Origin of the sequence: Streptomyces prunicolor NBRC 13075, assembly GCF_000367365.1 — a bacterium.
In the GTDB taxonomy this organism is placed as follows: Bacteria; Actinomycetota; Actinomycetes; order Streptomycetales; family Streptomycetaceae; genus Streptomyces; species Streptomyces prunicolor.
On the sequence record NZ_BARF01000011.1, the window covers coordinates 1 to 23,921 of the forward strand.

General features: G+C 69.7%; 26 protein-coding genes. 12 read left to right on the top strand and 14 right to left on the bottom strand.

Annotation, left to right across the window (positions count from 1 at the left end):
* Window positions 1-28 precede the first annotated feature (28 nt).
* A complete protein-coding gene (locus SPR02S_RS04730; protein WP_019055781.1) occupies window positions 29-853 on the bottom strand; it encodes a purine-nucleoside phosphorylase in 825 nt (274 codons plus the stop codon).
* A 139-nt stretch (window positions 854-992) separates the two neighbouring features.
* The gene (locus SPR02S_RS04735) at window positions 993-1,430 is read right to left on the bottom strand and encodes a gamma-glutamylcyclotransferase family protein (RefSeq protein WP_019055782.1); all 438 of its coding nucleotides are present in this window, start codon (window positions 1,428-1,430) and stop codon (window positions 993-995) included.
* Between the two features lie 208 nt (window positions 1,431-1,638).
* Here SPR02S_RS04735 and SPR02S_RS04740 point away from each other — a divergent pair, with 208 nt between their 5' ends.
* Complete coding sequence (locus SPR02S_RS04740) at window positions 1,639-3,087, top strand: NAD(P)H-quinone dehydrogenase (protein ID WP_019055783.1); 1,449 nt, start codon at window positions 1,639-1,641, stop codon at window positions 3,085-3,087.
* A gap of 165 nt (window positions 3,088-3,252) precedes the next feature.
* Window positions 3,253-4,218 carry a DeoR/GlpR family DNA-binding transcription regulator gene (locus SPR02S_RS04745; RefSeq protein WP_078622815.1) on the top strand — a complete coding sequence of 322 codons (966 nt, stop codon included), beginning with the start codon at window positions 3,253-3,255 and terminating at the stop codon, window positions 4,216-4,218.
* Between the two features lie 205 nt (window positions 4,219-4,423).
* Here the strand turns inward: SPR02S_RS04745 and SPR02S_RS04750 are convergent, their stop codons facing one another.
* Together SPR02S_RS04750 and SPR02S_RS04755 are read right to left on the bottom strand one after the other, a co-directional pair.
* A complete protein-coding gene (locus tag SPR02S_RS04750; protein ID WP_019055785.1) occupies window positions 4,424-4,999 on the bottom strand; it encodes a TetR/AcrR family transcriptional regulator in 576 nt (191 codons plus the stop codon).
* 101 nt (window positions 5,000-5,100) lie between these two features.
* Window positions 5,101-6,873, bottom strand: a complete 1,773-nt coding sequence (locus SPR02S_RS04755) for an acetyl/propionyl/methylcrotonyl-CoA carboxylase subunit alpha (RefSeq protein ID WP_019055786.1) — start codon at window positions 6,871-6,873, stop codon at window positions 5,101-5,103.
* Window positions 6,874-7,263: 390 nt separating this feature from the next.
* Here SPR02S_RS04755 and SPR02S_RS04760 point away from each other — a divergent pair, with 390 nt between their 5' ends.
* Window positions 7,264-7,725 (top strand): hypothetical protein, encoded by a 462-nt coding sequence (locus SPR02S_RS04760; RefSeq protein WP_019055787.1) that lies wholly within the window; start codon window positions 7,264-7,266, stop codon window positions 7,723-7,725.
* Between the two features lie 27 nt (window positions 7,726-7,752).
* Here SPR02S_RS04760 and SPR02S_RS04765 read toward each other — a convergent pair whose 3' ends face one another.
* From SPR02S_RS04765 to SPR02S_RS04775, 4 genes are all read right to left on the bottom strand, one after another.
* Window positions 7,753-8,373, bottom strand: coding sequence for a Maf family protein (locus SPR02S_RS04765; RefSeq protein ID WP_026150219.1), 621 nt, complete (start codon window positions 8,371-8,373; stop codon window positions 7,753-7,755).
* Between the two features lie 41 nt (window positions 8,374-8,414).
* Window positions 8,415-8,546 carry a morphogenic membrane protein MmpB gene (gene mmpB, locus SPR02S_RS65640; protein WP_019055789.1) on the bottom strand — a complete coding sequence of 44 codons (132 nt, stop codon included), beginning with the start codon at window positions 8,544-8,546 and terminating at the stop codon, window positions 8,415-8,417.
* Window positions 8,547-8,681: 135 nt separating this feature from the next.
* Window positions 8,682-8,891, bottom strand: a complete 210-nt coding sequence (locus tag SPR02S_RS59885) for an acyl-CoA carboxylase subunit epsilon (RefSeq protein ID WP_078622816.1) — start codon at window positions 8,889-8,891, stop codon at window positions 8,682-8,684.
* Window positions 8,892-8,904: 13 nt separating this feature from the next.
* Window positions 8,905-10,506, bottom strand: a complete 1,602-nt coding sequence (locus SPR02S_RS04775) for an acyl-CoA carboxylase subunit beta (protein ID WP_019055790.1) — start codon at window positions 10,504-10,506, stop codon at window positions 8,905-8,907.
* 136 nt (window positions 10,507-10,642) lie between these two features.
* Here SPR02S_RS04775 and SPR02S_RS04780 point away from each other — a divergent pair, with 136 nt between their 5' ends.
* Window positions 10,643-11,506, top strand: a complete 864-nt coding sequence (locus tag SPR02S_RS04780) for a biotin--[acetyl-CoA-carboxylase] ligase (RefSeq protein ID WP_019055791.1) — start codon at window positions 10,643-10,645, stop codon at window positions 11,504-11,506.
* A 118-nt stretch (window positions 11,507-11,624) separates the two neighbouring features.
* Window positions 11,625-12,791, top strand: coding sequence for an adenylate/guanylate cyclase domain-containing protein (locus SPR02S_RS04785; protein ID WP_019055792.1), 1,167 nt, complete (start codon window positions 11,625-11,627; stop codon window positions 12,789-12,791).
* 31 nt (window positions 12,792-12,822) lie between these two features.
* On the opposite strand, the gene SPR02S_RS55125 is transcribed toward SPR02S_RS04785, so the two are convergent.
* Entirely contained in the window at window positions 12,823-13,446 is a 624-nt protein-coding gene (locus tag SPR02S_RS55125) for a hypothetical protein (protein ID WP_245607496.1), read from the bottom strand.
* Window positions 13,447-13,592: 146 nt separating this feature from the next.
* Between SPR02S_RS55125 and SPR02S_RS04795 the strand changes: the two genes are divergently transcribed.
* From SPR02S_RS04795 to hutH, 3 genes are all read left to right on the top strand, one after another.
* Window positions 13,593-14,399: an enoyl-CoA hydratase/isomerase family protein gene (locus SPR02S_RS04795; protein ID WP_019055793.1), complete on the top strand. Its 807-nt coding sequence runs from the start codon at window positions 13,593-13,595 to the stop codon at window positions 14,397-14,399.
* 270 nt (window positions 14,400-14,669) lie between these two features.
* The gene (locus SPR02S_RS04800) at window positions 14,670-15,815 is read left to right on the top strand and encodes a GGDEF domain-containing protein (protein ID WP_019055794.1); all 1,146 of its coding nucleotides are present in this window, start codon (window positions 14,670-14,672) and stop codon (window positions 15,813-15,815) included.
* A 313-nt stretch (window positions 15,816-16,128) separates the two neighbouring features.
* Window positions 16,129-17,667: a histidine ammonia-lyase gene (hutH, locus tag SPR02S_RS04805; protein ID WP_019055795.1), complete on the top strand. Its 1,539-nt coding sequence runs from the start codon at window positions 16,129-16,131 to the stop codon at window positions 17,665-17,667.
* Window positions 17,668-17,738: 71 nt separating this feature from the next.
* On the opposite strand, the gene SPR02S_RS04810 is transcribed toward hutH, so the two are convergent.
* Together SPR02S_RS04810 and SPR02S_RS04815 are read right to left on the bottom strand one after the other, a co-directional pair.
* Window positions 17,739-18,551, bottom strand: a complete 813-nt coding sequence (locus SPR02S_RS04810) for a hypothetical protein (protein ID WP_019055796.1) — start codon at window positions 18,549-18,551, stop codon at window positions 17,739-17,741.
* A 41-nt stretch (window positions 18,552-18,592) separates the two neighbouring features.
* Window positions 18,593-18,886 (bottom strand): LAETG motif-containing sortase-dependent surface protein, encoded by a 294-nt coding sequence (locus tag SPR02S_RS04815; RefSeq protein WP_019055797.1) that lies wholly within the window; start codon window positions 18,884-18,886, stop codon window positions 18,593-18,595.
* A 130-nt stretch (window positions 18,887-19,016) separates the two neighbouring features.
* Between SPR02S_RS04815 and SPR02S_RS04820 the strand changes: the two genes are divergently transcribed.
* Both SPR02S_RS04820 and SPR02S_RS04825 read left to right on the top strand, forming a co-directional pair.
* The gene (locus SPR02S_RS04820; protein WP_026150221.1) at window positions 19,017-19,370 is read left to right on the top strand and encodes a hypothetical protein; all 354 of its coding nucleotides are present in this window, start codon (window positions 19,017-19,019) and stop codon (window positions 19,368-19,370) included.
* Window positions 19,371-19,581: 211 nt separating this feature from the next.
* Complete coding sequence (locus SPR02S_RS04825) at window positions 19,582-20,832, top strand: L,D-transpeptidase (protein WP_019055799.1); 1,251 nt, start codon at window positions 19,582-19,584, stop codon at window positions 20,830-20,832.
* A gap of 677 nt (window positions 20,833-21,509) precedes the next feature.
* Here SPR02S_RS04825 and SPR02S_RS59890 read toward each other — a convergent pair.
* Both SPR02S_RS59890 and SPR02S_RS04830 read right to left on the bottom strand, forming a co-directional pair.
* The gene (locus SPR02S_RS59890) at window positions 21,510-21,680 is read right to left on the bottom strand and encodes a DUF397 domain-containing protein (RefSeq protein WP_078622817.1); all 171 of its coding nucleotides are present in this window, start codon (window positions 21,678-21,680) and stop codon (window positions 21,510-21,512) included.
* On the bottom strand, window positions 21,652-22,518 hold the full coding sequence (locus tag SPR02S_RS04830) for a helix-turn-helix domain-containing protein (RefSeq protein ID WP_019055800.1): 867 nt from the start codon (window positions 22,516-22,518) through the stop codon (window positions 21,652-21,654). The genes SPR02S_RS59890 and SPR02S_RS04830 overlap by 29 nt, the downstream gene beginning before the upstream one ends.
* Before the next feature lie 107 nt (window positions 22,519-22,625).
* Here SPR02S_RS04830 and SPR02S_RS04835 point away from each other — a divergent pair, with 107 nt between their 5' ends.
* Together SPR02S_RS04835 and SPR02S_RS04840 are read left to right on the top strand one after the other, a co-directional pair.
* Window positions 22,626-22,835 carry a hypothetical protein gene (locus tag SPR02S_RS04835; RefSeq protein ID WP_019055801.1) on the top strand — a complete coding sequence of 70 codons (210 nt, stop codon included), beginning with the start codon at window positions 22,626-22,628 and terminating at the stop codon, window positions 22,833-22,835.
* Window positions 22,832-23,209 (top strand): ATP-binding protein, encoded by a 378-nt coding sequence (locus SPR02S_RS04840; protein ID WP_019055802.1) that lies wholly within the window; start codon window positions 22,832-22,834, stop codon window positions 23,207-23,209. Before SPR02S_RS04835 ends, SPR02S_RS04840 begins: the two co-directional genes overlap by 4 nt.
* Before the next feature lie 17 nt (window positions 23,210-23,226).
* Here SPR02S_RS04840 and SPR02S_RS04845 read toward each other — a convergent pair whose 3' ends face one another.
* Window positions 23,227-23,793, bottom strand: coding sequence for a DUF6817 domain-containing protein (locus SPR02S_RS04845; RefSeq protein WP_019055803.1), 567 nt, complete (start codon window positions 23,791-23,793; stop codon window positions 23,227-23,229).
* Between the last annotated feature and the right edge of the window lie 128 nt (window positions 23,794-23,921).

The window sequence follows — 23,921 nt, forward strand, 5'->3', positions numbered from 1 at the left end:
CGATGCCGGCCCACGCCTACAAGCGCGCCTACAACCGGTCGAGCACCTGGGCCAACAGCGACCCCATCTGCGAAGCGGAATCCCGGCCCGCCTGAAGAACCTCCTCGTGGTTCAGGGGCTCACCCGTCATACCCGCGGCGAGGTTCGTCACCAGGGAGATACCCAGCACCTCCGCACCCGCCTCGCGCGCGGCGATGGCCTCCAACACCGTCGACATGCCCACCAGGTCCGCCCCGATCACCCGAGCCATGCGGATCTCCGCCGGAGTCTCGTAGTGCGGCCCGGGGAACTGGGCGTAGACACCCTCCTCCAGCGCCGGGTCGATCTCCTTGCACAGGGCGCGCAGCCGGGGGGAGTACAGGTCGGTCAGGTCGACGAAGTTCGCGCCGACGATGGGGGACGTAGCGGTGAGGTTGATGTGGTCGCTGATCAGCACCGGCTGCCCGGGTCGCATACCCTCGCGGAGCCCCCCGCAGCCGTTGGTGAGGACGATGGTCTTGCAGCCGGCGGCGACGGCGGTACGGACGCCGTGCGCGACGGCGGCGACACCGCGGCCCTCGTAGTAGTGGGTACGGCCGAGGAAGACCAGCGCGCGCTTGTCACCGATCTTGTACGAGCGGACCCTGCCCCCGTGTCCCTCGACGGCCGGCGGCGGGAAACCGGGCAGCTCGGTGACGGGGAAGTCGGCCTCGGAAACGCCGAGCGCGTCGACGGCCGGTCCCCAGCCGGAGCCCATCACAAGGGCGACGTCGTGGGTCTCGGCGCCCGTCAGTTCGCGCAGGCGCGTGGCGGCGGCGTCAGCGGCGGCATGGGGGTCGCCCTGGATGTCGTCCGGAAGAAGAGATGCGTTCACGCGGATGAGCGTAGCTGGTCTGGGCCTACGCGCGTAGATGACAGAGCGCACGGGATGGCGATCGTTGTCTTGTCGTTTCCAACGAGACCTGTGACGGGCGTTATGTGTGGGAAACCCTCAGCGGGACTACGGGGACCCCTCAGCAGGGACGCTTCCGCAGCTCCATCACGTAGTCGTGCGGCGCGCCCGCGGACTCGGCGGCGTCGGCGAGTTCACCGAGGTACCGCGCCGACGGGAGTCCCCCTTCATAGCCGTTCAGCACGTACACCCAAGCGGGTTCCTCGCCCTCCAGGGTGTGCACCCGGACCCGCATCCGGCGGTAGACGTCGAGGCCGACGCCCTCCCACCGGTCCATGGAGTCCTCGTCGGGCGGCGCGATCTCGTACAGCGCGACGAAGACCTGGGAGCGCGGGGCCTCCACGATCGTCGCGAGCGCGCCCTCCCAGCCCATGTGCTCGCCGCCGAAGGTCAGCCGCCACCCGTTCAGCCAGCCCGTGGCGCGCAACGGCGAGTGCGGGGCGCGGCGGGTCATCAGCCGCGCGTCGAGATTGCCGGCGTACGCGGCGTAGAGCGACATGCTTCGAGAGTACGGCAGCGGAACCACCCGCCACTCCCGTAACCGGCGGTACCCGAGCCCCCGGGACTTCCGTGACCACCGGTGCCCGAGCCCACCGGACTTCCGTACTCACCGGTACCCGAGCCGACTGCCGAAATGGCCCTCCGCGGCCCCGGCGACCGCACCTCCCGCCGCCCCCGGGCGGAAGCACCTTGAAGCGTGCGGGACAATGGGGTACGTGACTCGGATCGTGATCATCGGTGGCGGACCCGGCGGCTATGAAGCGGCGCTGGTGGCAGCGCAGCTCGGCGCGGAGGTGACCGTCGTCGACTGCGACGGTCTGGGCGGGGCGTCGGTGCTGACCGACTGCGTCCCGTCGAAGACCCTTATCGCGACGGCCGAGGTGATGACCACCTTCGACTCGTCGTACGAGGAACTCGGCATCATCGTCGCCGACGACACCCCACCTCTGGAGCAGGCCGCCAGGGTCGTGGGCGTGGACCTCGGCAAGGTCAACCGGCGTGTGAAGCGCCTCGCGCTCGCCCAGTCGCACGACATCACCGCGTCCGTGACCCGGGCCGGCGCCCGTGTCATGCGCGGCCGGGGCCGGCTCGACGGCATGCAGGCCATCGACGGTTCCCGCAAGGTGATCGTGAAGGCCGCCGACGGCACCGAGGAGACGCTCGTCGCCGACGCCGTCCTCATCGCGACCGGCGGCCACCCCCGCGAGCTGGACGACGCCCGCCCGGACGGCGAGCGCATCCTGAACTGGACCCAGGTCTACGACCTCACCGAACTCCCCGAAGAGCTGATCGTGGTCGGCTCCGGTGTCACGGGCGCCGAGTTCGCCGGTGCCTACCAGGCCCTCGGCTCCAAGGTCACCCTCGTGTCGTCGCGCGACCGCGTCCTGCCCGGTGAGGACCCGGACGCCGCCGCCGTACTCGAAGACGTCTTCCGGCGCCGCGGCATGAACGTCATGGCCCGCTCCCGCGCCCAGTCCGCCAAGCGCGTCGGCGACAAGGTGGAGGTCACCCTCGCCGACGGCCGTGTCATCACCGGCTCGCACTGCCTCATGGCGGTCGGCGCCATCCCGAACTCCGCGGGCATGGGCCTGGAGGACGCGGGCGTCAGGCTGCGCGACTCGGGCCACATCTGGACCGACAAGGTCTCGCGTACGACCGCTCCGGGCGTGTACGCCGCCGGTGACGTGACCGGGATCTTCGCGCTCGCCTCGGTGGCCGCGATGCAGGGACGTATCGCCATGTACCACTTCCTGGGCGACGCGGTGGCCCCGCTCAACCTGAAGACGGTGTCGTCGAACGTCTTCACCGACCCGGAGATCGCCACGGTCGGCTACTCCCAGGCCGACGTCGACGGCGGCAAGATCGACGCCCGCGTGGTCAAGCTGCCCCTCCTCCGGAACCCGCGCGCGAAGATGCAGGGCATCCGCGACGGCTTCGTCAAGATCTTCTGCCGCCCGGGCACCGGCATCATCGTCGGCGGTGTGGTCGTGGCGCCGCGCGCCTCGGAACTGATCCACCCCATCTCGATCGCCGTCGACAACAACCTGACGGTCGAACAGATCGCGAACGCCTTCACCGTCTACCCGTCTCTTTCGGGCTCGATCGCCGAGGTGGCCCGGCAGCTCCACACGCGGAAGGCGACGGGCGAAGTCTGACCCCGAAGTGGACTCCCCGCTGGTCACGGGGAGTTGTCGACCATTCGGGCGGCATAGGCGGCGAGACTAGGCTCTATACCACTTCCGGTCCTGCTGTACGAACAACTTCCGTTATTCGGCGCAAACACCTGAAAGCAGACGGTCGTTGGGGTTACTGTCAGTTTCGTGTTCGCTGCAGAACGTCGCCAATTGATCCTCGAAATGGTGCGAGCGAATGGGGCCGTATCGCTCCGTGAGCTCGCCCGCGTCGTCCAGACCTCCGAAGTGACCGTACGGCGGGACGTGCGCGCACTGGAGGCAGAAGGACTCCTCGACCGCCGGCATGGCGGTGCGGTATTGCCGGGCGGGTTCACGCGAGAATCCGGCTTTCCGCAGAAATCGCATCTCGCGACCGCCGAGAAGACGGCCATCGCCGATCTCGCCGCGAGCTTCGTCGAAGAGGGCGAAGCGATCGTGGTGGGGGCGGGTACCACCACCCAGGAGCTGGCCCGCCGGCTCGCCCGGGTGCCCGGACTGACCGTGGTCACCAACTCCCTTCTGGTGGCCCAGGCGTTGGCCCATGCCAACCGCGTGGAGGTCGTGATGACCGGGGGCACCCTGCGTGGCTCCAACTACGCGTTGGTGGGCAGCGGGGCCGAACAGTCCCTCCAGGGGCTGCGCGTCTCCCGGGCCTTCCTCTCCGGGAGCGGGCTGACCGCCGAGCGCGGCCTGTCCACGTCCAACATGCTCTCGGCGTCCGTCGACCGGGCCCTCGTCCAGGCGGCCGCCGAGGTCGTCGTCCTGGCCGACCACACCAAGCTCGGCACGGACACCATGTTCCAGACCGTGCCGACGGACGTCATCACCCGCCTCGTCACCGACGAGCCCCCGGGCCACGACGACCGCGCGGCAACGGAGTTGCAGGCGCTGGCCGACCAGGGGGTGCAGATCGCCGTGGCCGGCGGTTCGGGAAGCCAGGGGGGTGAACAGCCCTCGACGCGGGAACAACGCCGCCGGGACGTACCCCTCCCGGCGCCGCGACGGGGTCAAGTGCCGGGCGGCGCACCGGGCTTGAGGGCAGCGGGTGTCCTCGGCGGGGAGTCCCCTGAGCGGGAGCGTGCGGCGAGGGTGGCGGATCTGCGGAGGCGTTGACCGGTTCGATTTTGGCTTGCAGGCCGGTGGGGGCTGGTCGCGCAGTTCCCCGCGCCCCTTAAAAGCAGGTCGGCTGAACGGGGCCATCTTTTAGGGGCGCGGAGAGCTGCGCCCCTAAAAAACGCGGGTCGGCCCATGTCTTTTAGGGGCGCAGGGAACTGCGCGACCAGCCACGACGGCGCCGCACCCGAAAACCGAACCAGCGCTACGGCTTCAGTCCCCGCAACGTCAACGTCAGCAAGCGGTCCGCCAGTTCAGGATCCCCAGGGTTGCCCTCAGCCGCGAGGGCGATCGCGTGGGTCAGCTGGAGAAGGTCGCCGATCTCGACATCCCCACGCACATCGCCCGCCTCCTGCGCCCGGAACAGCAACGCACCCCCCGCTTCCCGGATAGGGCCACTGCACCTGGCCAGCGCCGACGTGTCGTCGTACGTCACCGCCATCAAGGCCCGCGCCAGCCCCCGGTACTCACTCGCGTGCGTCACCATCTCCCGCAGCCAGCTCACCAGAGCCGCACACGGCTGCGGCGCGTCCCGCAACTCCCGGGAACGCGCGAGGAGTTCACCCACCGCGTCCTCGAACACCGCGCTCATCAGGGCCTGTCGATTCGGGAAGTGGCGATACAGCGTGCCGATACCGACACCCGCACGCCGCGCCACGTCCTCCAGGGACGCGTCCGTACCGTGCGCGGCGAAGCACACCCGGGCCTCGGTCAGCAGCCGCTCATAGTTGCGGCGGGCGTCGGCACGCAGCCCCGCCGGCGGCCTCGCTGTCTCGGCCATGGGTCCCACCTGCCCTCCTAGGCACTGTCCCGTCACATTACAGAGGTGCCCGGCGGACAGGCTGTTCCTGTCGGCCGGGCACCTCTGGACGTACTGCCGGATCAGTCCTTGATCTCGCAGATCGCCGCGCCGGACGTGATCGACGCACCGACCTCCGCGCCAAGTCCCTTGATCGTGCCGGACTTGTGCGCGTTCAGGGGCTGTTCCATCTTCATGGCTTCGAGTACGACGATGAGGTCGCCCTCCTTGACCTCCTGGCCCTCCTCGACCGCGACCTTGACGATCGTGCCCTGCATCGGCGAGGCGAGGGTGTCGCCGGAGGCGACCGGGCCGGACTTCTTGGCCGCGCGGCGCTTCGGCTTGGCGCCCGCCGCGAGGCCGGTGCGGGCCAGGGACATGCCGAGCGAGACCGGGAGGGAGACCTCCAGGCGCTTGCCGCCGACCTCGACGACGATCGTCTCGCGGTCCGCGTCCTCGTCCGCCTCGGCGTCCGTGGGGGCCGCGAAGGGCTTGATCTCGTTGACGAACTCGGTCTCGATCCAACGGGTGTGGATCGTGAACGGCTCGGCGGAGCCGGTGAGTTCGGGGGCGAACGCCGGGTCCTTCACCACCGCGCGGTGGAACGGGATGGCGGTGGCCATGCCCTCGACCTGGAACTCGTCCAGCGCACGGGCGGCACGCTGGAGCGCCTGCTCGCGGGTCGCGCCGGTGACGATCAGCTTGGCGAGCAGCGAGTCCCACGCCGGGCCGATGACCGAGCCCGACTCGACACCGGCGTCCAGACGGACACCCGGACCGGACGGCGCCGCGAACGTGTTGACGGTGCCGGGCGCGGGCAGGAAGCCGCGGCCCGGGTCCTCGCCGTTGATGCGGAACTCGAAGGAGTGGCCGCGCAGTTCGGGGTCGCCGTAGCCGAGTTCCTCGCCGTCGGCGATGCGGAACATCTCGCGGACGAGGTCGATGCCGGCGACCTCCTCGGTGACCGGGTGCTCCACCTGGAGGCGGGTGTTGACCTCCAGGAAGGAGATCGTGCCGTCCTGGCCGACGAGGAACTCGACGGTCCCGGCGCCGACATAGCCGGCCTCCTTGAGGATGGCCTTCGAGGAGGAGTACAGCTCGGCGACCTGGGCCTCGGAGAGGAACGGCGCGGGCGCCTCCTCGACCAGCTTCTGGTGGCGGCGCTGGAGCGAGCAGTCACGCGTCGACACGACGACCACGTTGCCGTGGGAGTCGGCCAGGCACTGGGTCTCCACGTGCCGCGGCTTGTCCAGGTAGCGCTCGACGAAGCACTCGCCGCGGCCGAAGGCGGCGACCGCCTCGCGCACCGCGGAGTCGTACAGCTCGGGAACCTCTTCGAGCGTGCGGGCCACCTTCAGGCCGCGACCGCCGCCACCGAAGGCGGCCTTGATCGCGATGGGCAGCCCGTGCTGCTCGGCGAACGCGACGACCTCGTCCGACCCCGACACCGGGTCCGGCGTACCGGCCACCAGCGGGGCACCGGCGCGCTGGGCGATGTGCCGGGCGGCGACCTTGTCACCGAGGTCCCGGATCGCCTGCGGCGGCGGGCCGATCCAGATCAGGTCCGCGTCGAGCACGGCCTGGGCGAACTCGGCGTTCTCCGACAGGAATCCGTAGCCGGGGTGGATGGCGTCGGCACCGGACTCGCGGGCCGCGCCCAGGACCTTGCCGAAGTCCAGGTAGCTGCTCGCCGGTGTGTCACCGCCCAGGGCGAACGCCTCATCCGCGGCGCGGACATGCAGAGCGTCCCGGTCCGGGTCGGCGTATACGGCCACGCTCGCGATCCCGGCGTCCCGGCAGGCCCGGGCTACGCGGACAGCGATTTCGCCACGATTGGCGATGAGCACCTTGCGCACGATTGAGGCTCCCTCCTTGAAACAAGCCGAGTTTAGGGACTGCCGACACGTCGCATCGACCCGTCCCCAGTGGTGAGCTTGCCCACACGGAGCGTGATGCGGGGCCCGCTCGACCCGCGAAATCCCTTGTCGCACCTCGGTACGCAGGACTCCTCGTGGAAACCCTAGCTCTCCGGTGTGGGCAAGGTCTCTGTGAGAGCGTGCCGCGCGCCACGCCGTTTCTTTGTGGAGTCCCTACGAATGGCCCAATGATTCTTTGCCCCCATCACAACCCTTGTCCCGCGGTTTACCCGTTAGTAGCGTTCGGGTTGTCTCGAACGTACTTGGGGTAACAAGGCTCCTGATCGAGCGGTAGTCGAAAGTGGGTGGGGGCCGGTGGTACGCAGACCGGTGGCATGGATCTTGGCGCTCGTCCTCTTCGTGGAGGCGCTCGGAGTGGCCGCGCTGAACTGGTTCCTCGGGATCGTCGTCGACCGCCAGGACATGTCCCTGGCCGGCCTCGACCCGGACGCGATGTCCATCTCCTCGAAGGCCGGCGGAATCGTCTTCGGCCTCTACTTCGCCCTGTGCGGAGTGGTCGCCCTGCTCGTCGCCCTGCGCGACCGCGCCCCGGCGGGCCTCGGCCGCATCCTGCTCATCAGCGTGGCCGTCGTGCACGGCCTGCTGGGTGCGTTCGCATGGGGCCTGGTGGGCCCGGGAGCGTTCGTGTTCATGGTGGTGGTGCTCGCACTCATCGTCCTGCTCCTGATGACGTACGACCGTCAGGAGGGGCCGTCCGAGGAGAGCCCCGAGCCACCGCCCGGCAAGGACCCGGCGCCGGCCCTCCCGCCGGCCGCCCCCAGTCCCTCCTGAGCAGGTGTCTCAGGTGTCTCGGCTGCCTCAGCTCTCCGAGGGCGTCCACAACTCCGTGATACCGACGCCCAGTTCGGCCAGCAGGCGGCGAACGAGCGGCAGGCTGATGCCGATCACGTTGCCGTGGTCGCCGTCGATGCCGTCGATGAACGGCGCCGAACGGCCGTCGAGCGTGAACGCCCCGGCGACGTAAAGGGGTTCGCCCGAGGCGACGTACGCGGCGACCTCGGCGTCGGTCGGTTCGCCGAAGCGGACGACGGTGGACGCGGTCGCCGAGACGTACCGGCCGCTCGTCGTGTCGTAGACGCAGTGGCCGGTCTGGAGCGTGCCCGCTCGCCCGCGCATCGACTTCCAGCGGGCGGTGGCCTCCTCGGCGTCGGCGGGCTTGCCGAGGGCCTCGCCGTCCAGGTCGAGCACGGAGTCGCAGCCGATCACCAACGCGCCCTTGACCTCGGGCTTCGCGGCCACGACGGAGGCCTTGGCCTCGGCGAGGGCGCGGGCGAGTTCGGCCGGGGTGGGGGCGCTGACGGCGTCCTCGTCGACCCCGCTCACGATCACCTCGGGGTCCAGCCCGGCCTGGCGCAGGAGGCCCAGCCGGGCGGGGGACTGGGAGGCGAGCACGAGTCGGCGGCGCGGCTGATCTGTCATGCGTTCAGCGTATCGGCGGGTGCGGGTGCGCTGCGCTCGGCTCAGACGGACAACCCGAGCACGATCATCGCCAGCACCATCGCCAGTGCCATGAGGATTCCTAGCCGCCGCAACATGACCTCCGTCTCCCGGAGGTCTTTGGGAGGCTTGTCATCGGGGTCGGACCACAGCATGGCACTAGCGTGCGGCTTGGGCGGGGTGGGCGCCTGAGTACGGGTACTTAGATTCTTGCCCGGAATTGTTCCTCCGTGCGCCCACGCGGCGGAGCCGCAAATCGACACAGCCCCGCGCCCCTTAAATACCTCTCCCTAGCCTGGCCAGTAAGTGCGGGTCCATGCAGTGGGCCCCGGGTTGGGGAGCCTCGCGCCCGCAATTCGTGACGGGTCGGACCACGCGTCGCGCTGCCTCGGGGTGCCCGGTGATGTGGTTGCCGCCGCTGCTGCTCGTGCCCTTACCACCGCCAATGCGGCGGCCAGCTCCTCCGGGGTCGGGTTGCCCCGTACTACTTTGATGTTCATGGTGGGCGCTCCTCTACAGGGGGATGTTGCCGTGCTTCTTCGGGGGCAAGGACTCGCGCTTGGTGCGGAGTTGGCGCAGTCCCCGGACGACGTGGCGGCGGGTGTCCGAGGGGAGGATCACCGCGTCGATGTAGCCGCGTTCGGCCGCGATGTAGGGGTTGAGGAGGGCGTCCTCGTACTCCTGGATCAGGCGGGCCCTCGTCGCCTCTACGTCGCCTGCCGCCTCGGCCTCGGCGATCGTGCGGCGGTGCAGGATGTTGACCGCGCCCTGGGCGCCCATGACGGCGATCTGGGCGGTCGGCCAGGCGAGGTTGAGGTCGGCGCCGAGGTGCTTGGAGCCCATGACGTCGTAGGCGCCGCCGAAGGCCTTGCGGGTGATCACCGTGATGAGCGGGACCGTTGCCTCCGCGTACGCGTAGATCAGCTTCGCGCCCCTGCGGATGATGCCGTAGTGCTCCTGGTCCACGCCCGGGAGGAAGCCGGGGACGTCCACGAAGGTGATGACCGGGACGTTGAACGCGTCGCAGGTGCGGACGAAGCGCGCCGCCTTCTCGGAGGCGTCGATGTCCAGGCAACCCGCGAACTGCATCGGCTGGTTGGCCACGATGCCCACCGGGCGGCCCTCGACCCGGCCGAAACCGGTGAGGATGTTCGGGGCGAAGAGGGGCTGTGTCTCGAAGAACTCCGCGTCGTCCAGGACGTGTTCGATCACCGTGTGCATGTCGTACGGCTGGTTCGCGCTGTCCGGGACCAGGGTGTCCAGCTCGCGGTCCTCGTCCGTGACGGTGAGGTCCGCCTCCTCGGGGAACGCGGGGGGTTCGCTGAGGTTGTTCGACGGCAAGTACGACAGCAACTGCTTTACGTACTCGATCGCGTCCTTCTCGTCGCCCGCCATGTGGTGGGCCACGCCCGACACCGAGTTGTGGGTCCTGGCCCCGCCCAACTCCTCGAAGCCGACGTCCTCGCCGGTGACCGTCTTGATGACGTCCGGGCCGGTGATGAACATGTGCGAGGTCTGGTCGACCATCACCGTGAAGTCGGTGATCGCGGGGGAGTACACCGCTCCGCCCGCGCACGGGCCCACGACCAGGGAGATCTGCGGGATCACACCGCTCGCGTGCGTGTTGCGGCGGAAGATCTCGCCGTACGCGCCGAGGGAGGCCACGCCCTCCTGGATGCGGGCGCCGCCGGAGTCGTTGATGCCGATGACCGGGCAGCCCGTCTTCAGCGCGAAGTCCATCACCTTGACGATCTTCTGGCCGTAGACCTCGCCCAGGGCACCGCCGAAGACCGTGAAGTCCTGGGAGAACACGGCGATGGGGCGGCCGTCGACCGTGCCGTAGCCGGAGACGACTCCGTCGCCGTAGGGGCGGTTCTTCTCCAGGCCGAAGTCCGTGGAGCGGTGCCGGGTCAACTCGTCGAACTCCACGAAGGAGTCCTCGTCGAGGAGCAGGTCGATCCGCTCACGGGCCGTCAACTTGCCCTTGGCGTGCTGCTTTTCGACCGCACGTGCCGAGCCGGCGTGCGTCGCTTCCTGGATACGGCGCTGAAGATCCGCGATCTTCCCGGCGGTCGTGTGAATGTCGATCTCTTGAGGCGCTTCCGGCTCGGACATCGGGATTGCGGCTCCCTGCCTGCTCAAAAGGGGGACGGGTTACTCATCCGTAGAGTAGTGGCGGGCCTACCGATCGGCAGTGCGGCGTACAACACACCTTGGGTGGCTTGCACGACACACACCTAGGGTGGCTTGCATGACGCCGCGAGATGCCTCAGACGACAGCAGCCGTTGGTCCGATCTGGAACGGCCGCCCCTCAACGCGGGTGCGCTGCGCCGCGGACTCGTGCGCGCGGGCGGGCTGTGGACCGGCGTGGAGGTCGTGCAGTCCACCGGTTCCACCAACTCCGACCTCGTCGCCCTGGCCGCCGCGGGCAAGGCCGCCGAGGGCACCGTACTGGTCGCCGAGGAGCAGACCTCGGGGCGCGGGCGGCTCGACCGGCAGTGGTCGGCACCGGCCCGCTCGGGTCTCTTCTTCTCCGTGCTGCTGGAGCCGGGCGACGTTCCCGTGGCCCGCTGGGGCTGGCTCCCGCTGCTCACCGGGGTCGCCGTCGCGACGGGCCTGTCCCGGTCGGCCGGCGTGGACACGGCACTCAAGTGGCCCAACGACCTGCTGGTGACTGTCGGCGAGGAAGAACGCAAGGCCGGCGGCATCCTCGCCGAGCGCGCGGGCGATGACGCGGTGATCGTCGGCGTCGGCATCAACGTCAGCCTGCGCGAGGACGAGCTGCCCGTGCCCCAGGCGGGCTCCCTGGCCCTGGCCGGGGCGGTCGCCACCGACCGCGATCCGCTCCTGCGGGCGGTGCTGCGGTCCCTGGAGCACTGGTACGACAAGTGGCGCTCGGCGGGCGGGGACCCGGTGGCGAGCGGCCTCCAGGAGACCTACGCGGCCGGCTGCGCCACGCTCGGCCGGACCGTGCGGGCCGAACTGCCCGGGGACCGGTCGATCACCGGGGAGGCCGTCGCGATCGACGGCGACGGGCGGCTCGTCCTCGCGACGGAGGACGGCGTGCAGGAGCCCGTGGGGGCGGGCGACATCGTCCACCTGCGCCCCGCGTGACCCCGACCGCTCTTGTGGCGACTCTTCCCGTGTGACTCACGGAGTGAGCTGGCCCACACCTGCCGTAGCATTGGGCCCGGTCGATACCTGACCGTGGCAGATCGGAAGGGCAGCAGGCGTGACCGTCGACGACACGGGCTCCGGCGCGGACGCGGACGGCCGGGTGGACCCTCCCCCAGTCTCGGCTCCGCTCGACCGGGGGGACCCACAAGGCGCTGCCGAGTCCGGCGAGGACCCGCTCGCGCTGCGCCTCGAAGGGCTCATCCTCGGCGCCGAGCGCCGCTACACCCCCTTCCAGGCGGCCCGCACCGCCGGCGTCTCCATGGAGCTGGCCACGCGTTTCTGGCGGGCCATGGGCTTCGCCGACGTCGGCCAGGCCAAGGCGTTCACGGAGGCGGACGTCCTCGCGCTGCGCCGCCTGGCCGGTCTCGTCGAGGCGGGGCTGCTCAGCGAGGCGATGGCGGTGCAGGTGGCCCGTTCCACCGGGCAGACCACCGCGCGGCTGGCCGGCTGGCAGATGGACTCGTTCCTGGAGGGCCTGACCGAGCCCCCGGAGCCGGGCATGTCCCGCACCGAGGTGACGTACCCGATCATCGAACTGCTCCTGCCCGAGCTGGAGGAGTTCCTCGTCTACGTCTGGCGGCGCCAGCTCGCCGCGTCGGCGGGCCGGGTCGTCCAGGCCGGTGACGACGAGGAGATGGTCGACCGGCGGCTCGCGGTGGGCTTCGCGGACCTGGTCGGCTTCACCCGCCTCACCCGCCGCATGGAGGAGGAGGAACTCGGCGAACTCGTCGAGGCCTTCGAGACCACCGCCGCCGACCTCGTGGCCGCGCGCGGCGGCCGCCTCATCAAGACCCTGGGTGACGAGGTCCTCTACTCCGCGGACGACGCCGGAGTCGCCGCGGAGATCGCCCTGCTCCTGATCGAGACCATGGCGAACGACGAGACCATGCCCGAACTCCGCGTCGGTATGGCCTTCGGCACGGTGACGACCCGTATGGGCGACGTCTTCGGTACGACGGTCAACCTCGCCTCCCGGCTCACGTCGATAGCTCCTCGCGACGCGGTCCTCGTCGACAGCGCCTTCGCCGAGGAACTCATCCGCAGCGGCGAGGCCCCCGCCTCCGAGGCGGAGGCGGCGGAAGCCGCGGCGAAGGCCGAGAAGGAGGGCGAGGAGCCCCCGACCTACCGCTTCGCCCTCCAGCCGATGTGGCAACGCCCCGTACGCGGCCTGGGAGTTGTCGAACCCTGGCTGCTCACCCGCCGGCACTCGGCACCGGCGTAACTGGCGTATAGGCCCAACTCGCTTACGTGGCTCAGTGGTTGGCGAGTCCGTCCACGCAGAGGCCGATGATCGGCACGCACAGGCTCGGTCGACTCGCTGCGGGGGCCGGGGAGTTGGGGGCCCGGCTCGGGGCGGGTGTGGGTGTGTGGGCGGGTGCGGGTGCCGTGGTCGATGACTGGTGGGGCGCCGGTTCCTGAGGTGCGGGTGGCATGGTGGCCGCCGTGGTCGTGTCGGGGATCGTCGTCGGGTTCGCGGGCCTCGGTGTCGCGGTCGCGTACGGGGTCGGTACGACCCCGGAGGTCGTCGTAGTCGTAGGGGTCGGAGTCACGCCGCCCATCACCGAGGTCGCGGACGGGATCGCGGTCGGGTCGGCGCTGATGGTCGCGGCGGCGTTGGCGGGCCGGTCGGTGCCGTCGCCGGCGCCGGTGGCCGGGTCCGGGCGGGGTTCCGCCTCCGCCGTGCCCAGCCCGCCGACTCCCGACTCGGGCGCCAGCCGTACGAGGCTCAGCACTCCGGCGGCCACGGCGAGCCCTCCGACGGCGAGCAGGACCTTGCGGGGCCGGGGGCGGCGGTGCCGGCCGCGCGGAGTCTTCGGGAGCGGCGCTGCCATCTCCTCGGTGTCCGCTGCCCGGTCCGCCTTCGTGGTCGTCGTCACGATCCCTCCCCTGTGGTGTGGCGGACGCACGTTATGCGCTTCTACGGGCGGTGCGGCGGGAGTTGGGCGGGATGTCACCCGAACGGGGAGGCCGCGTGCGATGATCGGGGCGAGGTCTGTTAACCCACGTTAACCAGGAGGCGGTCATGAGCGAGGAGCGGTCCGAGACGCGGTTCGGGGAGTTCGTGCTGGTGCGACGGCACGGGTACGTCGCGGAACTGGTCCTGGACCGGCCCAAGGCCATGAACGCCGTCTCCACGGCGATGGCGGGCTCGATCGCCGCGGCCTGCGCGGCGCTGGCGGCGGACCGGGACGTGCGGGTGTGCGTGGTGACCTCGTCGCACGAGCGGGCGTTCTGCGTGGGCGCGGACCTGAAGGAGCGCAACTCGTTGAGCGATGCGGAACTCGTGCGGCAGCGCCCGCTCGCACGCGGCGCGTACACCGGCGTCCTGGAGCTCCCCATGCCGACGATCGCCGCGGTCCACGGCTTCGCCCTCGGCGGCGGCTTCGAACTCGCCCTGTCCTGCGACCTGATCGTGGCGGACGGTACGGCCGTGGTGGGGCTGCCGGAGGTGTCGGTGGGCGTGATTCCGGGGGGCGGCGGTACGCAGTTGCTGCCGCGGCGGGTGGGGGCGGCCCGAGCGGCCGAACTGATCTTCACCGCGCGGCGGTTGGCGGCGGCGGAGGCGGCGGAACTGGGCCTGGTGGACGTCCTGGTGGAGCCGGGGCAGGACCGCGAGGAGGCCTTGGCTCTGGGCGTGCGCATCGCCGCGAATTCGCCCGTCGGGCTGCGGGCGGCGAAGCGGGCGTTGCGGCTGGGGCACGGGTTGGATCTGCGGGCCGGGCTTGAGGTCGAGGATGCGGCGTGGCGGTCGGTGGCGTTCTCGGGGGACCGGGCGGAGGGGGTGGCGGCGTTCAACGAGAAGCGGACGCCGGAGTGGCCGGGGGAGTAGGGGGGCTTGGGTTGTCTGGCGGGTGCGGGTGCGTTGTGGCTGGTCGCGCAGTTCCCCGCGCCCCTAGGGGGTCGGTGCTGGCCGGTGTTGGTCAGTGGGCCGGCGGTGGTCGCGCCCGCGCGGCGGAGCCGCAAATGTCGCAGCCCCGCGCCCCTAGGGGGTTGGCGTCGGCCGTGTTGGTGAGTAGGCCCCGCTGCCGTTCATCCGCTCACGACACCTGTTCGCCGCATCAATGTCCCGCTATGCCTGAAACCTCCCTAGCCTGGAGTGATGGGTGAGGACAGGCGGCTGGCGGCCGTGGTGGAGCTGGCGCAGGGGATGGCCGCGGCGCACACCCCGCGCGAGTCCTGGCGGGCGGCGGCATCCGGCGCGTGCCGGGCGCTGGACGGGAGTTTCGCCGCGCTGTCGGTGTGGGAGCGGGAGCTGGGCCGGCTGCGGGTCCTGGTGAACGTGGGCGAGCGGGCCCAGGGCGAGGAGGAGTTCCCGGACGGCGAGACCTACCCGGTGCACCAGTTCCCGGAGATCACCGAGTTCCTGCACGAACGGTGGGCGGGCGGCGGCGAGCCCAACGCCTGGGTCGAGACCGCCGAGGGCCCGGCCGCGGGCAGCCCCGGTTACTGCCACCAGCGCGTCGCGGCGCTACGGCGTCGTAGGCGCGGATGTTGTGTGGTCGCCCCGATCGTGCTGCACGGGCGGGCGTGGGGGGAGCTGTATGTGGCGCGGCCGGTCGGTGCGGCCGTGTTCGACCGGGGTGATGCTGATTTCGCGACCGTGCTGGCCTCCGTCGTCGCCGCCGGGATCGCACAGACCGAGCGGCTGGAGGAGGCGCGGCGGCTCGCCTTCACGGACGCGCTCACCGGGCTCGCCAACCGCCGTGCCGTCGACGTACGGCTCGACGAGGCGATCGAGCGGCATCGGCGGGACGGGGTCGTGGTCAGCCTGGTGGTGTGTGACCTCAATGGGCTGAAGCGCGTCAACGACACCCGGGGGCATGCCGTGGGGGACCGGCTGCTCGAACGCTTCGGCTCGGTGCTGTCGTTGTGCGGGGCGATGCTGCCGGGTGCGCTCGCGGCGCGGCTCGGCGGGGACGAGTTCTGTCTGCTCGCGGTCGGGCCGCCCGCCGACGAGGTGGTCGACGCGGCGATCGAACTGTGCCGCCGGGCCGCCGAGTTGGAGCTGGGGGAAGGTGTCGCGTGCGGGGTCGCGTCGACCGAGGATCCGATCGGGGCGGTGCGTTCCGGTCGGCGGTTGTTCCGGCTGGCGGACGCGGCTCAGTACCGGGCGAAGGCGCTCCGCGCGGACAGGCCGGTCGTTGCCGGGCGGGATGGGCCGGATGATCCTGTGGTGCGGCTTGCTGACTCTCCTACGCCGGAGATGCCGGCGGAGCGGCGGCGGTTCCGGGGGCGGCGGGCGTGACGTGGGGTGCGGCTTTGTGGGTGGGTGCGGGTGCGTTGTGGTTCGCCTGGGGTGCGTTGTGGGGCGGCGCCGCGCCGGGGGGTGTCCGTCCTCGGATTGGCGCGGGGGCCGTCGTTCACCGGCTTGCCCGTGTTGACGCGCCAACCGCTGCGGGCGGACACCCCCCGACACGTCACCTTGCCGTCGTACGCGGCCGACGGTCCGATTGGCTCAGCTCGCCGACTGCGGCGCCCGGTGACCTGTCTGTAAGGGGCTAACCCGGTCTCCGATAGTGACATCGTCGCATTCAATGCGTACGCTCCTGAATATGGATATGCACACTGTGGTGGTGGGGACGTCCGGGGTCACCGCGTCCGACGTTCTCGCCGTGGCGCGTGGGGGCGCCCGGATCGAGCTTTCGGGCGAGGCCGTCGCGGCGCTTGCCGCGGCGCGGGAGATCGTGGACGCGCTGGCCGCGAAGCCGGAGCCCGTGTACGGGGTGAGCACCGGGTTCGGGGCGTTGGCGTCGCGGCACATCAGCCCGGAACTGCGGGCCCAGTTGCAGCGCAACATCGTCCGCTCGCATGCCGCCGGGATGGGGCCGCGGGTGGAGCGGGAGGTCGTGCGCGCGCTGATGTTCCTGCGGCTCAAGACCGTCTGCTCGGGGCACACCGGGGTGCGGCCCGAGGTCGCGCAGACCATGGCCGACGTGCTCAACGCCGGGATCACGCCCGTCGTCCACGAGTACGGCTCCCTCGGCTGCTCCGGCGACCTCGCGCCGCTCTCCCACTGCGCGTTGACGCTCATGGGCGAGGGTGACGCCGAGGGTCCGGACGGGGTCGTGAAGCCTGCTGGTGAGCTGCTCGCCGACGCCGGGATCGCGCCTGTCGAACTGCGTGAGAAGGAGGGCCTCGCCCTTCTCAACGGCACCGACGGCATGCTCGGCATGCTGGTCATGGCCCTCGCCGACCTGGACATGCTCTACAAGTCCGCCGACGTCACGGCCGCGTTGTCGCTGGAGGCGCTGCTCGGTACCGACAAGGTGCTCGCGCCCGAGCTGCACGCCATCCGGCCGCACCCCGGGCAGGGGGCCAGTGCCGCCAACATGCTTGCCGTGCTTGCCGGTTCGGAGCTGACCGGGCACCACCAGGACGACGCGCCGCGCGTCCAGGACGCCTACTCGGTGCGGTGTGCGCCGCAGGTCGCCGGTGCCGGGCGGGACACCATCGCGCACGCACGGCTCGTCGCCGAGCGGGAGTTGGCGTCGGCCGTCGACAACCCCGTTGTGCTGCCTGATGGGAGGGTCGAGTCGAACGGCAACTTCCATGGCGCGCCGGTGGCTTACGTCCTCGACTTCCTCGCCATCGCCGCCGCCGACCTCGGTTCGATCGCCGAGCGCCGTACCGACCGGCTGCTCGACAAGAACCGTTCGCACGGGCTGCCGCCGTTCCTCGCGGACGATGCCGGTGTCGACTCCGGGCTGATGATCGCGCAGTACACGCAGGCCGCGCTGGTGAGTGAGATGAAGCGGCTGGCGGTGCCCGCCTCCGCCGACTCCATCCCCTCCTCCGCGATGCAGGAGGACCACGTCTCCATGGGCTGGTCGGCCGCGCGCAAGCTGCGCACCGCCGTGGACAACCTCACCCGGATCATCGCCGTCGAGCTGTACGCCGCGACGCGCGCCGTGGAGTTGAGGGAGGGGCTGGCCCCGGCGCCGGCCTCGCGCGCGGTCATCGATGCCGTACGGGCGGCGGGAGTTGAGGGTCCGGGGCCGGACCGGTTCCTGTCTCCCGACCTCGCCGCGGCGGACGCGTTCGTGCGGGGCGGGCATGTGGTCGAGGCCGTGGAGAAGGTCACCGGGCCGCTGCGGTAAAGGAGTTGGCCGATGGGCCTTCGCCGTACGGCTGCTGGGGCCCCGTCCCGTCAACGGCGGGGCCCCGTCGGTCACTTGAGCTTGGCCGCCTGTGCGTCGATCACGGTGGACGGCACGGTGTAGGCCTTGTTCGCGATCAGGGCGCCGATGTTGACCGTGTAGTACGTGACGAGGGTGCTGCCGTGGCGCACCACCTCGGTGTGCACGGTGCCCTTCTGGCCGCCGGTGTCCTCCATGACGCTGCTCGCGCCGAACGCCACCGATTCGTCACCGCTGTTGGAGGCCTTCTCGGCGACGACCCCGGTGTATTTCGTGCTGTCCTTGCCCACGGTGAGGGCGAAGCCGCCGGAGCAGCTCTTCACCGCGTCGGAGACGGACTTGAAGGCTTTCTCCGCGCCGTCGCCGTCGTACGAGGACAGTCCGATCAGGGTGACCGGGTGGTCCAGCGAGGCGTTGAACGCGTCCTCCATCTCCTTGTCGGTCATGTCCTCCACCGACTTGGAGGGGGAGGCGGATGCCTTCTTCGCCACGGTGGCCGTCTCGTTCGTGGCCGAGGCGGCGTCACCCGGCGCCTGCGCGGACATGGCCCAAGCCAGCGGCTCGCACTGCTGCTTGTCGACGGTGACAGCGGTCTTGGTGGCCGGGACCGACTTGTCGACCGGCGCGATCTCGTAGCCGACGAGATCACTCTTCGCGAGGATCAGCTTCTTCAACTCCGCGGCGGTGAGCGCCTTCGCGGTGTTCTTCTCGGAACCCTGCGCGGCGTTCTCGGTGTTGCTCTCGGCCTTGTCCGAACCGCCGTCGGAGCAACCGGTGATGAGGGCCAGCGACAGTGCGCTCACCGCGACGGTGGCGCACAGGCGTATGCCCGAAGATCTCTTCATGAGCGGACTATGAAGCTTGAGTCAAAGAACCGTCAAGCCGGTTAAAAGCCCAGCCGTTCGCGTCGTACCGAATACGCCACGAAACCGGCGCCGAGGCCGAGGAACAGCGTGCCTCCGACGATGTACGGCGTGGTGTTCGGGCTGCCGGTGTCGGCGAGTTGGGTGTTCTCGGAGGAGGCGGTGACGGCCGTCGAGGTGACCCGGGCCTGCTGGGTGACCTGCGAGGTGGGCGTCGCCGAAGTCTCCACTCTGGCCTGGTCGGTCACCGTCGCGTTGGCGGAGGGGACGAACCAGAGGGCGCCCAGCAGGGTGCCCGCGGCGGTGGCGGTCAGCATCGTTCGGCGAGCGGTTGACACGGAATATCGATCCCCTTGTGGCGCTGGCGAATTGGCCGTGTGGAGCGATGCTAATGAACTGTGCGGGTCGCGGGAAAGTCACGGGAGCTGTGGGCCGTACGCTCCCGGCATGAGCACCCCAGAGACATCACGTTTTGTACGCCTTCGTGTCGAACTCGTTCTTGAAGTCGAGAACGAGGACGCCGTGACCAAGGCCGCGCTGGCCAAGATCGCCGACGATCCCGAGCTGCCCGGCGACGAGCGCGGGCACGCCGAGACCGCTGTGACGGAAGACACCGCCGAGGCCCTCGCCTATCTCGTGGACCCGTTCGACCTGGTGGGCGAGATGCCCGGGGTCGAACTGGCCCAGGCCTCGTGGAGCAGTGAGGAGATCGACTACGACCCGGATTCGCCGGATTGGGACCTCGACGAGGATGATGTCGACGGCGATGAGGAAGCAGACGGGACGGCAGTGGTCGGCTGAGCCGTGCGCGGGAGTAGGTGACCCCGGGCGGCAACCGCTGCCTGGGGTTTCGCCGTCTCAGGGGTGTCAGGGGCCACGGTGGACGTGGTGTGCCCCACACCTGGCGGGGAAGCGGAACGGGATGCGGCAGTCGTAGCGTTGGTTTCTTAAGAAACTGTTTACGGGGCGCCCGGGGTTTTCAGGTTTTTCGGCAACGATGGAGAAACGTGTGATGACGGACAGTAAGCGGCGCAAGGGTCTTGTGGCCGCGTCCGCACTGCTCGGCGGTGTGCTCGTGCTCACGGCGTGTTCCGGCAGCGACGACAAGTCGTCCGGGAGCGATTCGAGCCAGAGTTCGCAGTCCCAGGCCGACGAGGCGGCCGCCAAGAAGTCCTCCGAGGCGCAGATCAAGATCACGCCGGCGGACGGTTCGGACAACGCCTCCATCAACAACTCGGCCGCCGTCACCGTCAGCAAGGGCACGCTCACGGCCGTATCGATGACGACCGCGGACGGCACGGCCGTCGCGGGCACCATCTCCGCCGACAAGCTCAGCTGGAAGCCGAGCGCCCAGCTGGAGCGCTCGACCACGTACAAGCTCGCGGCCACGGCGAAGGACTCCGCGGGCTTGGCGGCGCATGAGAACGCTTCCTTCACGACGGTCTCCCCGGCCAACAGCTTCATAGGGAACTTCACGCCCGAGGACGGCTCGACGGTCGGCGTCGGCATGCCGGTGTCGATCAACTTCAACAAGGCGATCACGAACAAGGCCGCCGTCCAGAAGGGCATCACGGTCACCTCCACCAGCGGCCAGGAAGTCGTCTGCCACTGGTTCAACACCCAGCGCATGGACTGCCGCCCCGAGGACTACTGGAAGGAGAACTCCACCGTCACGCTGAAGCTCGCGCTCGACGGCGTGGAGGGCGCCTCCGGGGTCTACGGCGTGCAGCAGAAGACGGTCACCTTCCACATCGGCCGCAACCAGGTCTCGTACGTCGACGCGAAGTCCAAGCAGATGAAGGTCGAGCAGGACGGCAAGGTCGTCAAGACCATCCCGATCTCGGCCGGTTCGCCCGAACACACCACGTACAACGGCCAGATGGTCATGTCCGAGAAGTTCACGCAGACCCGTATGAACGGTGCGACGGTCGGTTTCACGGATGACGACGGCAAGGGCGAGTACGACATCAAGGACGTCCCGCACGCCATCCGCCTCACCAGCTCCGGCACGTTCATCCACGGCAACTACTGGGGCTCGCCCTCGGTGTTCGGCAGCGTCAACACCAGCCACGGCTGCGTGGGCCTGCAGGACGTGAAGGGCGCGGGCGACAAGAACATGCCGGCGGCGTGGTTCTACAACAACTCGATCGTGGGTGACGTGGTCGTCATCTCCAACACCGGCGACAAGACGGTGTCTCCGGACAACGGCCTCAACGGCTGGAACATGGACTGGGCGCAGTGGAAGGCGGGGTCGGCGGTCTGATCTGACTCGCCCTGATCTGGCCTGACCTGTCGACTCCGGTCAGCTCCGGTCAACTCCGGTTCGCTTGAAGGCGGTTGCCCCTTGCTGGGGGTGACCGCCTTTTCGTTGCCTGGCTCAAGTGGTTCATGGCATATGCGATTTGACGGTAATATCCGTCATATGACGCACCCTCGGGTGCGCCTCCCTTGTTCCGGGTCCCGTCCCCTCGGGGCCCGGCCCGAAGCGAGGCGGTTCCGGGTACGAAAAAAGGCCGCCTCCCTGAGAAAAGGGAGGCGCACCCATGGGACGCCAAGCCAAGGCTGACTCTTGTGTGTCGGTTCACCCGGTGGTTGCCGGAATCGTGGGCCAAGCACGTGAGGAGGTCGTGGCTCTGGTGGATCACCAGGTAGCCGGAGGCCCCCAGCAGTAATAGGGGCCTCCGAAGGCTCCTGAGTGAGCCTGAGCCCCTGTCACGGATACCCGCCGTGCGGGGGCTCGTTCCTCTTCATCGACGACGATACCGGCTACGGCGCCCGCAGCAACCCCGACTCGTCAACAGGAGTCTTGAGCGCGGTGATGAAGGCGGCTGCCCGGGTGGGTGGCCGCCTTCGGGCTGTGGCCCTTTGCCGATGTCGGCGGGAGGGGGGCTTCTTCGCGAAAGTGTGACACTTTGGCGCGGAGTGTCACACTTCTGCGGCTTACCCTCCGGGGAGGGGGCGTCCGACTGTCAGCAGGCTTTCAGAGCGGCGACGAAGGGGGCCCAGGCCGGGGAGGTTGGCGGCGACCTCTACGCAGTTGCCGCCACTTTCGTTGCTGTAGCTGCTCTTGAACCAGAGGGGGTCACTCAAGTCGCCCCGGCTGCTTGCCATTTCGGTAGTCCTCCGCTGCTTGCTCGATGAGCCTCAGGGACGCCTCGGGTGGGAGCGCGGCCGCTCTGAGCCGACCGTACGCCTTCGAGTACTGGCCCACGAGCGCCGGATCATCGATCAGCTGGCCGCTGTACATCCCCTCCGTGTACATGATCGGTGGGGCGTCAGCAAAGGCCAGGAACCTGGTGGCGCCCATCATGAACGGGTGGGCCCCTGAGTTCCGCAGAAGGATCTGCGGAATGACTCGCCGATGCTTGCGCGCCACCTCTGCGACATGGGCCAGCTGCTCGGCCATGTCGCCGGGCGGGAGGATCGGATTCGTGAGGCTATCCTCGTGAAGGACCAGCCAGCTCTCGGGTGTTTGCTGTTCCTCGTAGAGCCAGGCTCGCTCGCGCCGGTCCTCGATCATGTGCGCAACTTCCTCCTCGGAGGTCATCGGGTGTGCAGCCAGGACAAGTGTCCTGATGTACAGCGGTAGTTGGAGCGGACCTGGGATCAATGACGGGTCCCACTCCTCGATCTCCAGCGCTTCCCCCTCCACTGCCAGGACGTCGGCGAAGTACTCGGCGTGGGCCCCCTTCCGCGCCTTCCGCGCATCCTCACAGTTCCGCTCGAAGAACCCGTCCGTCCCCAACATCCGGTCCGCGTGCTGAGCCAGATCAAGCGGGATCCTCCGCTCGCCGTGCTCGATGTCGCTGAGGTAGGTCTTGCCGTAGTAGCTGCCCTTCAGGAAGGCATCCAACGACAACCCCGCCTCCTCCCGCTTCCACCTCAACTCCTTGCCGTAGAAGGCAGGAACGCTCATCGACCCGTCAATGCCCTTGCCCCGTGCCACCACTTGCTCCCCTCCGCACCTCCGGTCGCGAACGCGAAACCTCTTCTACGGTAGCCAGCGGGACGTCAGCCTGTGAGGGATTCGTTACAGAGCGCACGGAGGCCCCGTTCATGTCCGACCCCTACGACCCAACCCTCTGCGTCGAGGAACTCCGCGAGGCCCTCGACCTGCACGGCATCAAACTCCCCTCCCTCGGCATGGACTTGGTGACCCGGGCCGGCGCCTACACCCCGCGCGTCGGCCTCATCACGCTCGGAAACTGCAACGTCCCCACCGCCCGCGAACTCGCCGCCGCCCTCCGCAAGGCGGCAGAACGGTGACCCTCGAACTCCGCCTGCTCGCCACGCCAAAGGCCGTACCGGAACTGCGTCATCACCTCCAGCGGTACGACCACGACGTCCGCCTCTGCGCGACCGAGCTGGTGACGAACGTGATCGAGCACGTGGGGGAGGGGACCCCGGTGACTGTGCGCGTCCTCGACACGGGTGACGGCCACACGCGCATCGAGGTCACCGACCCGGACCCACGCGCGTTGCCGCTGCTGCTCCGGGCCACTGTCACGGATGAACACGGGCGGGGGATGGCGCTACTTGATGCGTTGGCTCGGCGGTGGGGCGTGGAGCAGGGGGCGGATCGCAAGACGGTGTGGTGTGAACTGGAAGGCCTCAACAGCCTTGCTGGAAGGGGATGTTGAACCGAGCTGAGCTGAACTCAGCCCAGTTGCCGGGCCACGGCCTCGCGGGCGGCGGGGGAGAGCAGGGTGCCCGCGCGGGTCAGGAGGGCGTGCAGGCCCGGGCCGTAGCGCTCTGCCAGTTCCGTGTTGTGTGCCAGTACGTCCAGTTCGTTGGCGGCCGTGATGTCGAAGAACGCCCGCAACTGTTCGGCCGGCGGATTGGTCTCCCGGCCGGTGAAGCGGTCCCGGAACGCGAACTCGGTGGTGCCGTCGACGCGAGGGTAGACGGCCGCGCGGTCGCAGCCGGCGTAGAGGTACACCAACGCCTCCGCCCGTTCACCGATCAACGTGACGAGCGTGGCCCGGTCGGAGAGGGGCAGCAGCGCCGGTGCGAAGCCGTCCGTACCGTACGTCGCGTGGCACAGCCCCGCGGTCCGGACGGCCGCATCCGCTCCCCAGTCCGCCAACAGGCTCTGAACACGCCCCAGATGGGCCAGCAGCGTGCCACCGGGGTGGGGCATCCCATCGGCTCCCCGGTCGCGTAGAAACGCCTCGATCGCCGCGCGTCCCTCGCCCGTCAGGTGCTGCTGCTCGGCCGATGCCATGGTTGAAGGTCCTCTCGCCGCCGGTGCTGTAACAGTGAGCTTCCTCAGCGGCGCCGATCAAGGGTGAGGACGGACTTGAGAGGCGCAGCACCTCGCCGTATCCCGCCGACGTGCCCAGACCTTCCACG